We start from the raw sequence: 13,182 nt of genomic DNA, 5'->3' as shown, positions 1-13,182 counted from the left end.
TGGAGATCATGCGATCGGGGCACATAGCACGACTGACCGTGGCGACCGGTGCGCTGCTCGTCACCGGGGCCTGCGCGTCCCCCGGCGGGGTCGCCGGCATCAGCACCCTGCCCCCCGCCGCTGAGATGGCGGCCGCCGCCCCCGGGGCGGTCACGGCGACGATTCCGACGCCGACCCCGATGCCCCAGGCGAGCGTGACCCGCCCGAAGGGCGAGGACCCGGTGCAGGTGCCGCCGCCGAAGCTGTCGAAGTTCACCTACGCCTTCCCGGTGAAGGACTGCAAGGTGACCTACGAGAGCAGGCTGCTCGTGCTGCCGAAGACCACGATCTGGACCGGCAAGGGCTGCCCGTTCGTCTCCCCCGTGAGCGGGGTGGTCGACGAGGTCAACACCAAGAACCAGTGGAAGCCCTCGACCGACAGGGGCGCCGACCGCGAGGGCCGTTTCGTCGCCGTCGTCGGCGACGACGGCGTGCGCTACCTCGGCGGCCACCTGGACAAGGTCACCCCGGGCATCAAGCCGGGGGTCAGGGTCAGCGCGGGCCAGGTCCTCGGCCAGGTCGGCAACTCGGGCAACGCCCGCTCGACCGCCAGCAACCTCTACTTCGCGATCTCCTGGAAGACCGACCCCTCGCTCTGGTGGGTACGGCGCGGCATGGTCAAGCCGTGGGAGTACCTCGACGCCTGGATGGACGGCAACCGCACGCTCTCCCCTGCCGAGGAGGTGCGGACCGTGATGAACCAGGTCGGCGCCTCCCCCAGGTGCTCGACCCTGTGCTCCTCCAAGCCCGGCGCGACCGAGAAGCCCGCCAAGAAGCCCTCCCCCACCCCGGAGGAGAAGATCCCCCTGGGCAACTGACCCCCTCGTCGGGACCTTCCGGAGGACATCGAGACGGACGGGGTCGCGGATGCTCAGGGACGACACACGCGAAGCAGGGGCGCTGGAGGCCGCGCGGGCGGGTGGCTCCACACGCGAAACAGAAGCGCTGGAGGCCGCGCGGTCGGGCGACCCCGACGCCTTCGCGCGCCTGGTCGGCCCGTTCCGTGCCGAGCTCCAGGCGCACTGCTACCGGATGCTCGGCTCGCTCCACGACGCCGAGGACGCCGTCCAGGAGACCCTGGCGCGGACCTGGCGGAGCCTGGAGCGGTTCGAGGATCGCGGGTCGATCCGGCCCTGGCTGTACCGCATCGCCACCAACCGGTGCCTGACGCTGATCGAGCGCCGGGCCCGCCGGGAGCTGCCCGCCGATCTCAGCCCGGGCGCCGCCCCGCTCGCCGAGACCACCTGGCTGGAGCCGTACCCCGACGAGAGGCTCGGCCTGGCCGACCTCGGCCCCGAGGCCCGCTATGTGGCGCGTGAGGGGGTGGAGCTGGCCTTCGTCGCCGCGCTCCAGCACCTGCCGGCCCGCCAGCGGGCCGTCCTGATCCTGCGCGAGGTCCTCGCCTTCTCCGCTCGCGAGGTCGCCGACCTCCTGGAGACCACGGTCGCGTCGGTCAACAGCGCGCTGCAGCGGGCACGCAGGACCCTCGACGAGCGGCTCCCCGGCGACAGCCAGCAGGCGGCCCTCGGCTCCCTGGGCGCGGAGGAGGTCCGCAGGCTGGCGAACCGCTACGCCACCGCGTGGGAGACCGGCGACGTGGAGGCCGTCGTGGCGATGCTGACCGACGACGCCAGGTACAGCATGCCGCCGCTGACCGCCTGGTACGAGGGGCACGAGGGCATCAGGGCCTTCCTGTCCGAGGGGCCGATGACCCGGCGGTGGCACTTCCTGCCCGCCCACGCCAACGGACAGCTCGCCTTCGGCACCTACATGTGGGACGACGCCAGGGCGGCCTACGTCCCTGCCGGGCTCGACCTGCTCGTCCTGCGGGGCTCGAGGATCGCCGAGGTCGTCGCCTTCCTGACGGCCGACCTCACCGCGTTCGGGCTCCCTCGCGAGATCCGCGAGCAATCGGGCCTCGAGCGATGAGTTCCGGATCCCGTGCGGGTTGTACGTGCTGACAGAGCCGTGCACACGCAGGAGAGAACCATGTTGCTCGAAGGAAAGAACGCGATCGTCTACGGCGGGGGCGGATCGGTCGGCGGCGCGATCGCCCGCGCCTTCGCCCGTGAGGGGGCGCGGGTCTTCCTCGCCGGACGCACCCTGTCCACCCTGGAACGGGTCGCCGACCAGGTCCGCGCCGCCGGAGGCCTGGCGGAGACGGCCCGGGTCGACGCGCTGGACGAACGCTCCGTCGACGAGCACGCGGACGCCGTCGCCGCCGAGGCGGGAAGCCTCGACGTGTCGGTCAACGTGATCTCCGACGGAGACGTGCAGGGCACACCGATGATCGAGATGTCGCTGGAGGACTACCTGAGTCCGGTCGTGACCGCCGTGACCTCGAAGTTCCTCACCTCACGCGCCGCCGCCCGCCACATGGTCCGGCAGCGGTCGGGGGTGATCCTGGCGTTCGGCGGCGCGGGCGACCCGACCGCCTCCCGCCGCTACGACCTGGGAGGCCTGCTGACCGCGTTCGACGCCGTCGAGTCCATGCGCCGCCAGCTCGCCTCGGAGCTGGGACGACACGGCGTCCGCGTCGTCACCCTGCGGACCAGCGGCGTGCCGGAGAGCATCCCCGCCGGTTTCGATCAGCGCGAGGCCATCGAGCGCGACATCGTCGGCCACACCCTGCTGGGCCGGGCGGCGACCCTGGAGGACGTCGGCGACGCGGCCGTCTTCGCCGCCTCCGACCTGGCCCGCACGATCACCGGCGCGGCCGTCAACATCTCCTGCGGCGCGGTCCTGGACTGAGGGACGACGATGACGAACTCCACGAAAAGCACGGCGGACGCCCCGTCGACGACCTCAACCGTGAGTACGGCGAGCACCGTCCCTGCGGAGAACTCCGTCCCGGCGGGCACCGTCCCTGCGGGAAACCGGGCAGAGAGCGAGGCTGTGGGAAGCGCGGCGGGCACCGTCCGGTCGGGCGACGGGACGCTCATCGCCTTCGACCGGGTCGGCGACGGGCCGCCGCTGATCTGCGTCGGCGGCGCGACCGTGTACCGCGCGATCGACGAGGCCGGGGCCGAGCTGGCGGCGCTGCTGGCACCGTACTTCACGGTGATCACCTATGACCGTCGCGGTCGCGGTGAGAGCGGGGACGCCGCGCCGTACGCGGTCGAGCGGGAGATCGAGGACCTCGACGCGCTGATCGGCATGGCGGGCGGAAGCGCCTTCGTCCTCGGCGAGTCGTCCGGCGCGGTCCTCGCCCTGGAGGCGGCGGTGCGGGGACTGGCGATCACCCGGCTCGCCTGTTACGAACCGCCGTTCGTCGTCGACGACGGCAGGCCGCCGATGCCCGGCGACTTCCTCGAGCGGTTCGACGAGCTCGTGGCACGGGGACGGCGCGCCGAGGCGTTCGCGATGTTCATGACCGTCGCGGTGGGCCTGCCCGCCGAGGCCGCCGCCGGGATCCGCGACGACCCCATGTGGCCCGCGCTGGAAGGCGTCGTGCACACGATCGCCTACGACGGGCAGATCATGGGCGACACCCAGCGCGGAACCCCCTCGGCGCTCGCGCGCTTCGCCTCCGTCACCGCCCCCACCCTGGTCATGGACGGCGGCGAGAGCCCCGCCTGGCAACGCAACGCCGTCCAGGCCCTCACCGACGTCCTGCCCAACGCCCGCCGCCGAACGCTGGAGGGCCAGACCCACCGTTTCACCCCGGCCGCCCTCGCCCTGATCGTCACCGAGTTCTTCCATGGGACGACCACGGCACCGTCTCCCCCGAAGAACTGCCCCATCCGCTCTAGGGGTCCTTGGCCTGGATGACACCGGAACACCGCCGCGTCATACGGAAACTCTTGTCCGCATCCGCATGACGCGGCTTCTACGTGGTGGCCGAACACGTCTTCGTTGCACATGTGATCTATGAACGGCTTGCTACGAGCCGTGACGCGGTTGCGGCTTCGAAGAGACAACGCTGATCCGTGGCGATCGGTGACACCTCGCCTTTACAGAGTATGTTGAGCATCGGGTGACACGGCGAACTCTTATAGTGAGTTCACCTCTATCTCGGCAGAGGTCGGACGCCTTCTCTCTTCAGAGCTCCCGACTTCTGGCTTTTTCCAGCCATCGCTTGAGCGCGGCACGCGTGAACTCATCAGTATCAGGCCACGCGGCCAACCATTCACCGTGCCGTAGAAAAATCGGGAGACGATGAGGTTCGCGCACCACAGTCAGGTCTATGGACACCTCGCCCCTGTCTCCTCGAACAATCACATCTCCATCGAGAGAGAGCATGACGAACCCCGGGTAAGAGTGAGCAGCACCGAGAGCACCCGAGGCCGCTCCAGCACCCATGATGTCCCACGGATCCGACAGTTCGGCTTTCGCCCACCACCAAATCTGGGGCGAGTCGCCGTCAGCACAGTTAACGGCCACCAGAAACTTCCTCTCCCCCTCCCCGAACAGCCCGCCTTCCCGAGACATCCGATACCATTCACGATTCGCCTTCTCCAGCAGGAGGGGGTCGTCCAGATACACCGACTCAGCAAGAGTCAGCTCCTCCGAGAAACAACTGCTGGCGCGGGTCGCAAGATCCGGCGGAATGAGCGGATCAGAGATGGCAACCATGCCCATGAAAATCAATCCCGCCTCAGCCAACGAGGCTTCGATAACACTTTCTTTCATATCGCACCCCTGACGACCGAAACTTTCAATGCTTCCGGAGTGACGCAGGAAAAATACCCTTTCACCTGCGTCACTCCAGAGAACTTCACCACCCGGTAACTATATCACCGCACTTTTGCCCACGGGTAGGGAATTACCTGGTCATAGTTGTGGACACCGTCTTTCGTTCGTCCGATATACGCTATATTTCCTTCCCGATCGACGAGAACTCGGGCCTGACTCTGCGAATTACCGTTGTCATAAATCTTCGAGTCCGTCCACCTCCTACCAGCACGGGAATTACCTCCCCGATAGAAGTCAGGCTGACGATTATTGGCGGGGCCGGTCACCCGCTGCCTATAGTTTGGATCATCGAGGATTTTCTTCACGATATCGTGAATATCCTGAGGCACCTTGTAGAATTTCTCGGCCTCGGCCCTTCGATCCGCGATTTCCTTCGGCGAGTAGTTCTCGTCGGGCGTCCAGCCCTCTTCGCACGGATTCGCGTTGTGGACGAGAACCGTCTGGCCGCCGGCGGCGACATGGTAGGTGTGGATGCCGTCGACCGTCAGGTTGTAGACACGCTGGTGAGCGGTCCACTTCTTCAGCGCGGTGATCTGAACGTAGGTGCCGGCGCCGGTCCGCAGGACCATGCCCGGCAGGAGTTCGCTCGCCGTGACCCATCGGTGGAGGTTGACCACCCAGAACGGATGTCCGTCCGTGGCGGCCACATCGCCGATTTTCCCGGTCGATCCGTCGATGGGCCCCACGACGACACGGATCAGGTGCTTCTCACCGTCACCGACGATCAGGTGAGTGACCGGTTTCGCAGCGACCTGCCCCGACTCCGGGTCGGCGGCGATCACCTGATCTCCGACCCTGACCTCCTCGATCGGCTTTCGTGTTCCGTCGGCCATCAGCACGCGGGTTCCGGGGACGAAACTGTTGCCTGCAGGCGGGCACTTCGAAGACGTCGGGGGATCAGGAGAGTTGAGTGGGGGCTCTGGAGGTGTCGGGAGGTCCAATATGACGCCGACGGGTCCTGCGATGACAGAGACAACGCCAACGGGAACGCTTCCGATTTCCGTTATCACAGGGACGATGACCCCGACCAGGCACACCGCACAGAAGCGATCCCATTCACCGCCGCCATCGTCGATGATGTCAATACCGCGGTGACCGGTATGGCTCCCCGTGCACGGCCCATAAGTGCATAGGATGTCATTCCAGTCTCGCGCAGTCCGGTCTGCTCCGGGGCCGCGATCCCTCGTCGCGTTGTTCGGGTCGTCCTTGAATGTTTTGCTGTTCGGGTCAACGTCCGGCCTGTATGGTCCGGGCTTCTCAGGTCCCGGCTTCTTCGGCCCCGGCTTCTTCGGCCCTGGATTCTTGGGGCCAGAATTGCCACAGTTGTGACAGGGGTTCTTTTTTCCCGTCGGAGCGGTCCCGACCGTTCCCTTGGCGCCGTTTTTGTTGGTGGTTTCGCCGTTGCCGGTCCCTTTCGCACCATTTTTGCCGGTAGGGGCGCTGCCGGTGCTCCCCTTCAGCTCGTTACCGTCGCACTGCGGACGCGGGTCCATATTGCTTTTGCAAGGTCCCTTGGCGACATCGTCGTCCGCTGTTGAATCCATTGGACAGGCAGGGTGCCACGGCCAGTCGCAGAAAGGATTGTGTCCGCTGGGGTCGGTGTAGACCAGCGGGCTGCCGTTGGCGTATCCGTAGCGGTTGGCCTGGATTGACGGATCGGGTTTGAGAGTCCAGTCGTCCCGGGAGGCGAAGTTCCCGGTGCCTGGCTGGTACCAGCGGGCGTGCATGTTGACCTTGCCGGTGTCCGGGTCGGTGTACTCGCCCTGGTAGCCGAGGGATCGTTGGGTGCCGGTCTGGTGAGTGATCTGGCCGAAGGGGTCGTAGGCGGTCGAGTCGACCAGCGCGGTTCCGGAGAAGGTCCCCACGACGTCGCCATGCAGGTCGCTCATCACGCCGAGTGCGGTGGTTCCGTTCTCCTGCAGGCCGAGCAGGCCGCCGAACGGATCCCGGCCGTACTTGGCCTGGACGGCTCCAACGCCGTCAGTGATGACCGCGATGTCGTTCTCCAGGCCGGAGTAGACATAGCGCCGCTGGTCGGTGCCCTTGGTGCGGGAGGTGAGGCGGTCGAGTGCGTCGTAGCCGTAGGTGGCGTCCCCATCGGAGATGAGCCGGTCGAAGGCGTCGAAGGCCAGGTTCTTGGTGACGCCGTTCTTGGTCTCGGTCGCCACGGTGCCGCGCGGGGTATAGGTGTAATCGACCCCGTCCCCGGACAGCAGGCGGTTGCGTTCGTCGTAGGCGAAGGTCTTGGAGCCGGCCTTGGTGCGGTTTCCCGCGTCGTCCCACTCATAGTCGGTGGTCGCGCCGCCCGGAGCGGTCCAGGAGGTCAGCCGTCCGGAACGGTCATAACCGTAGGCGTTGGTGCCGGCTCCAGCGGTGCCGGTGGTGGTCTTGGTGGTGAGGTTGTCGTCCTTGTCCCACCCGTAGACGATCTTCGCCAGCTCAGTGCCGGAGCCGTTCTTCAAGGTGTGGGAGGTGGGCCGGTTGACGGCGTCGTAGGTGTAGGTCTGGCTGTTGGCCGTCCCGCTGGAGGTCTGGCTGGTCAGCCGGCCGGCGTGGTCGTAGTCGTAGGTCCAGGTGCGCCCGGCCACCGGGTCGCTGGCGGTTTTCAGCTGACTGGCGTCGTCCCAGGTGAAGGTGGCGGTACCAGTCGGGTCGACGCGCTGGGTGGGATTGCCTCGGTTGTCGTAGGCGTAGGTGGCCACCGGGGCGGTGGCCTTGGACAACTTGGTCAGCAGGCTCCGGTCGTTGTATTCGAGGGTGTAGTCGCCGATCGCCGTGGTACGGCCCGCAAGGTCGTAGGTGTAGGTGCGCTCCGGGGTGGCGACCGAAGCGCCGGTTCCGGTTTGCTTGAGCATCTGGCCGAGCGGGTTGAAGGTCCGGTCGATGCGTACCCCGCCCGGTTGCAGGTTGGCGACCGGGTTCCCGGCGACGTCGTAGACGGTGGTCCAGGTCCGGTCAGCCACGGCCGGATGGGCGGTGGTGGCCGGTTCGACGATCGTTTCGGCCAGACCGAGAGTGTTGTAGGTGGTCCAGGTGACGTTGCCGCGGCCGTCGGTCAGACGGGTACGCGCCCCGGTGGCGTCGTAGCCGAACGTCGTGGTGATCGACTTGCTTGCCGTGACCGGCTCGATCAGTGAGGTCAACCGGCTCAGTGCGTCGAATTCGCGGTGGATGACGTGCCCCTCGCCGGAGGTGGTGCTGGTCGGGTTGCCCACCGCGTCATAACCGAAGTTGACGGTACGCACCGTCGCCCCAGCACTGTCGCGGCTCTTGATGGCGGTCTTGCGCCCAGCCAGGTCGTACTCGGCTTCGGAGGCGTTGCCCAACGGATCGGTCGCCTTCGTCGCCCGGCCGAGGATGTCGTAGTCGGCAGTGGCGCTGTGGAGCAAGGGGTCGGTGATCTCCGTAACCTCGCCGACGGCGTTGACCTTGAAACTGGTGGTCTTGTTGCCCGGCACGACGCGCTTGGTGAGACGGCTCGCGGCGTCGTAGGTCATCGTCGTGGTCAGCACCGCAGTGGTCGGCTTACGCTCGATCTGCGTCTGGGTGATCTTACGACCGAGGTCGTCATAGGTCGCCTCGCTCCGGGCACCGGTGGGGTCCACCGTGGCGAGGGTTTCCCCCAACAGGTCGAACTCCGAGACCCAGACACCAGCGGGCCCCGAGGCACCGGGGTCGGTCACCCGCACGGGGTTGCCAAGCGCGTCGTACTGCGTCGTGGTGGCGTATCCCCGCTCGTCGGTGGCCGTGGTCAAGCGGCCCGCCGCGTCATAGCCGTAGCTGATCTCCGGGATGACCGCGGTCCCGCCCGGAGGACTGTAGGACGGCGAGCTGCTTGAGACCAGGCGTCCAGCCTTGTCGAAAGCCGAGGTGATGACACGCCCCTCGGCGTCCACCGATTGGGTGCGTAGACCCTCGCTGTTGTAGCCGTACCTCATCGTGGGCCTGCCGTCGACGGCAGCTGTGCCGCTCTTTTCGATCTTCACCTGTGGGGACTTCGACTCCACCAGCTGCCCGGCCATGTCGTAACGCATCGTGATGGTGAAGTCGGCCGCGGTGGCGCCGGAGGCGTTGCCCCGTGGATCAGTCGCCGAGGTGAGCAGCCCCCGGTCGTCATAGGTCCAGGTGGAGACCAGGTCGTCAGTGCCGTTCTCCACCGTCTGCCGTGTCACCTCCCCCAGGGCGTTGTGAACGTAGTCGGTGGTCTCGGTGCGTGTGGTTCCCGCACCTGTGAAGGTCTCACGGGTGACATTGTCGGCCGCGTCGTAAACGTAGGCGGTCTTGCGCTTGAGCGTGGCGGGATCGAGCGTGCTGGAGGTCTTCCTGCTCGCGGCGTCGTAGGCGTAGTCGATGGTGGTCTTGCCGCCACCCGCGATCTGTCTGGTGAGATTGCCCGCGGCGTCGTAGGTGTTGTCGGTCAGCACTACATCCGTGGGAGTGGTGAAGCCGTTGAGCCGGACGTCGTCGGCGATCACCTGCGACAGGCGGTTGTCAGTGAAGTAGGTGTAGGAGGTCTTGCGCCCCATCGCGTCCACCCGGCTGTCCAGCCTGCCCCCGGGGTCATAGGCGTTGGACTCCAGCACCACGTCCTGGGCGGGACTCGGATTGAGCGGGCTGCCGGTCCAGTTCTTCAGCGTCGTGGTGATCGGCTCACCGCGCTTGGAGTAGCCGAACGTCGTCACAGTCCCCATCGGGTCGGTCGCCGAGACCTGTGCACCTGTCTCGTCCCAGGCGGAGCGGGTCACCCCGTTCTCAGGGTCGGTGACCGTCTCCACCCGGCCGTGGGTGTCATAGGCGTAGGTGATGGTACGCACCGGATCACCACCGGTCAGATCGGCCAGGCTCTCGGTGAGCCTGTTACCGTCCGCGTCGTAGGTGAAGGTCACTTTGGCGGTGTGGGTGACGTCGGTGACCTCGTTCTTCACGCCGGCCCCGGTCCGGGCCAGCAGGCGGCCCACCCCGTCGTAGGTGAACGTCGTGATCACCCCGGCGGGGTGCGCCTGGGAGATCTCCTTGCGAGAGATCACCTGACCGACCGCGTCGTGGGTGAACTCGATGACCAACCCGGACGGACTGGTCTGCTCGGCCAGGTCACCGGCCGCGGTGTAGCGGTAGGTGGTCTCCTCGTTTTTGGCGTTCTTGCTCGACTTCGGCAGGCCTGCCGGGGTGGTGCCGCCGCCGACCGCCGACTCGGTGCCGTCGGTGTAGGTGAAGATGTCCGATCGGCCGGTGGGGAAGTCCGAGGTGGCTGGGGTGGTCTGCTTGGCCAGCTCACCGTGGGCGGTGTACTCGGAGACGGTGGCGTAGGTGTTGTCGGTGGCGCCGCTCGAGCGGGCGTCCCGGGTGGCGGTCACCTGGTCGTTGCGCGGGTCGAACTCGTCAGCACTGTTGCGGTAGTAGGAGTGGTAGGCGGTCTGGCAGTTACCGGCCGCCCGGCAGGTCTTGACCGCGGTGACGTTGCCCCGGGCGTCGTTGACCTGCTCGACGGTGTTGTTGTTGGGGTCGGTGGTCTTCGTCAGGAAGCCGCCGGTGTCGTACCTGTAGGAGGTGACCTTGAGGAGCTGGTCGGTCCGGCTCACCAGCCGGTAGCCGCGCCAGGCGTCATGGACGTACTTCAGGGACTCGTTCTTGGGGTCGGTGACCGTGAACGTGGCCAGGCCGGTGTTGGCGTCGTAGACCCGGGTGCCGATCTTCCACAGACCGCCGTTCTGGTCGGTGTGGGTCTTCAGCCGGTCGGTCGCGGCGTCGTAGGTGTTGACCGCCCACACCCGCCCGGACGGCTGGGTGAGCTTCGTCAGCTCGTACGGCGCCGACGTGCGGGCCGCGTAGTGCGCCTGCGCCTCCTGCAGGGTCAGCGGGTGATCATACAGCGCCACCTCGTCGATCTGGCCGGTGTAGGGCAGCGCCTTGGAGGTCGGAACCGCCGGCCAGGTGCCGATGATCTCCCCGGCGGCCACTGTGGCGGAGTCCACCCGGTCGGTGCTGGGGGCGCCGGTCAGCACGCCGACCTGCTGGCCGTCCAGATACATCCGCTGCTCGGTCTCGGTCAGCGTGAGCACCACGTGGTGCCAGGCGTTGTTGTTGACCGCCGCCGCCGAGGTGATCGGCGCGATCGGGGTGGCGCCCTGCCGAGTGCGCAGCTGACCGCGCAGCTTGCCGTCGGTGCCGACGTACAGCATGCCCTGCTCGCGGTAAGTCCACCCATCCAGGAAGCTGCCCAGCTGCATCACGATGCCCGACCCGCCGGTCTTGAACCAGGTCTCGAACGAGGCCGTGCCCCGCAGCCGGTTCAGGTCGTCGGTCGGCAGCGACAGGCTGGCCTCGCCGTTGAACGACGCCGCCTTGTCGGCGGTGCCCGACAGCGCGCCCGGCTGGCCCAGTGTCGCGTCGCTGTAGTGGGCCACGCCCGCACCGTTGCCGGAGTCGGCGGCCTCGGTGCCGGTGGTCTCGTTCAGCCGCCAGTAGCCCAGCGGGCCGGAGTTGAGGACACTGCTGCGATACAGCGACCCGGTGCCGTACTCGATCGCAGTGCAGTTCGGCGCCGCCACCGGCGCGCACACCCCGGTGAGCTGGTCCCCCACATAGGTGTAGGTCCAGGTCAGCGCGGCGCCGTCGACCGGCGGGGTGGACACCGACGTCACATGGCCGCCGGTCCAGGCGAAGGTCAGGTACCGGCCGCCCGGCGCGGAGACCTTGGTCAGCTTGCCGTCGGTGGCGCGCTCCAGCTCCAGCGCCCGGTTGTGCGCGTCGCTGATCTTCGTCAACCGGCCCTGCGCGTCGAACAGGTAGATGGTGGAGGACTTGTCCATCAGCCGCCACCCACCGCCGCTCACCTCGCCGAGGGTGGCGTACATGCCCGGCGGCGGCTGGAAGGTGCCGTCGCCGTTGGCGGCGAAACGCACCTGCTGGCCGTCGGGGTAGGTCACCAGCAGCGTGTCCACCACGCCGCCGGTCTCGGGCAGGACCTTCATGTCGAACCGGGTCGACCAGCCCGCCCCGAACAACCCGTCGCGGCGCGGGTCCAGGCTGTTGTAGGAGCGCACGATCGACAAAGGCGGCCCTGCGCTGGTCACCGACGCGTCGGTGGCGGTGGTGGTGTAGTTACCGGCCAGCTGCTGGAACTCCTGGCCGTTGACGCCGCGGGCGGCCAGCTGGGAGGTGATGGCCGGCTGGCGCACTCCGGTGGTGAAGGTCCACTTGCCGCTGGTGGTGGTTGCCCCGCTGTGGGCGTCCTTGACCTTGACCGTCCACCAGTACTGCTTGCTCCAGGCCAGCTTGTGCGAGGCCGGGACCCGCCAGACCATCACGTCCTCGGCCAGTTCACCGGAGGACTGGCAGCCGCTGCCGGTCATGTTCTCGTTGTCGCAGATCTTGAAGGTGAACTGCACCGGATAGTCGTCGTCGTTGCTGTGGCCCTCGGCCGTCAGCAGCGGAGTGCGGGAGTCGACCAGCAGCTGGTCGGTGGGGAACAGCTGCGTCACCGACGGCGGCTGCCCGGTCGGGTCGGGGTCCGGCGGCGGCGGGCAGACCCCGCCGTCGATCCAATACCCGCCGAACCCACCGCCGGGTGTCTGCCCGACCGATTGCACCCGCGCCGTCCACACATGCCCGCTGTAGGCCACCACCGCACCGGCCTCGTACAGCGTGACGGAGTTGTAGGCGGGATAGGCCGAGCAGTAATCGGTGAACGTCAGCGTGCGCACTTCGACCGGCAACGCCCCCTTCGGCCGGGAGAACTTCCGAGTGAGAGACGCCGAGACCTTGACCGAAGTCGCCGTGGCCTTCTCGGAAACGAGCGACGGCAGACCCGCCGCCGTTCTCGAAAGCTGGTCGGGAGTATCAGGTGGCTGCGCCGAAAGGACCTTCCCAGTGGCGGCGGGCGCGGGCAAGGCGCTGATTTGCACCAGACCCGGAAGAATTGCAAGGGTTAAGAGGAACACCCAGCGGACTGAATTCGGCCATGACAAAGTACGGCGCATACGCCGTCACCCTCCGACCTCTCACCAGGCAGCCCGACGCCCGCTCACCTCGCCCGAAAGAAACCCCAACAAAGGATGAAGAGAGCGGTTCGGAGCATACGACTCGGTAGACGACCAGAAGGTATACATCAACCGTTCCAGCAAACAAGACTTACTTAAGTAACAAATATAATAAACACCATCTCCAGGTGAGAGAGATCACTTTTTCACATCTTGACTTTCTCTACTTCCACTTCTGGGCCAACACAGTCAGAACGCCCGGCGTCTCCAGGAACACGAAACGTCACCTCAAAGAAAAAGTGACAGTGAGTTGGGTCGAGACGCCACACTGGAACCAGAAGGCAGAAGGCATCCGGGAAGGGCGACACGGGGAATGGAGAAGCACCCCCGCGCCACCATGGCGCGGGCCTCCGCGCGACGGACACCGAGCAGCCGTCCAGGCCCGGCTGAGATCGACGTCAGCCAGGTG

6 protein-coding genes are annotated in these 13,182 nt (G+C 67.0%); 4 read left to right on the top strand and 2 right to left on the bottom strand.

All coding sequences use genetic code 11. The features are described 5' to 3' along the window. Positions 1-8: 8 nt before the first annotated feature. Genes PKF00_RS15025 through PKF00_RS15010 form a run of 4 tightly spaced genes read left to right on the top strand, consistent with a single transcriptional unit; the run spans position 9 to position 3,810 of the window. On the top strand, positions 9-857 hold the full coding sequence (locus PKF00_RS15025) for a M23 family metallopeptidase (RefSeq protein WP_271218153.1): 849 nt from the start codon (positions 9-11) through the stop codon (positions 855-857). A 49-nt stretch (positions 858-906) separates the two neighbouring features. After that, on the top strand, positions 907-1,968 hold the full coding sequence (locus PKF00_RS15020; protein WP_271218112.1) for a sigma-70 family RNA polymerase sigma factor: 1,062 nt from the start codon (positions 907-909) through the stop codon (positions 1,966-1,968). Positions 1,969-2,028: 60 nt separating this feature from the next. Then, positions 2,029-2,790, top strand: a complete 762-nt coding sequence (locus tag PKF00_RS15015) for an SDR family NAD(P)-dependent oxidoreductase (protein ID WP_271218111.1) — start codon at positions 2,029-2,031, stop codon at positions 2,788-2,790. Positions 2,791-2,850: 60 nt separating this feature from the next. Next, positions 2,851-3,810 (top strand): alpha/beta fold hydrolase, encoded by a 960-nt coding sequence (locus tag PKF00_RS15010; protein WP_271218110.1) that lies wholly within the window; start codon positions 2,851-2,853, stop codon positions 3,808-3,810. A 270-nt stretch (positions 3,811-4,080) separates the two neighbouring features. On the opposite strand, the gene PKF00_RS15005 is transcribed toward PKF00_RS15010, so the two are convergent. After that, positions 4,081-4,671, bottom strand: a complete 591-nt coding sequence (locus tag PKF00_RS15005) for a hypothetical protein (protein ID WP_271218109.1) — start codon at positions 4,669-4,671, stop codon at positions 4,081-4,083. A 104-nt stretch (positions 4,672-4,775) separates the two neighbouring features. Further along, entirely contained in the window at positions 4,776-12,449 is a 7,674-nt protein-coding gene (locus PKF00_RS15000) for an RHS repeat-associated core domain-containing protein (RefSeq protein WP_271218108.1), read from the bottom strand. Positions 12,450-13,182 lie beyond the last annotated feature (733 nt).

The organism is Streptosporangium carneum (genome assembly GCF_027922005.1).
In the GTDB taxonomy this organism is placed as follows: domain Bacteria; phylum Actinomycetota; class Actinomycetes; order Streptosporangiales; family Streptosporangiaceae; genus Streptosporangium; species Streptosporangium carneum.
Note: the sequence above shows the minus strand (reverse complement) of the source record. Positions and strands in the feature narration are given on the sequence as shown.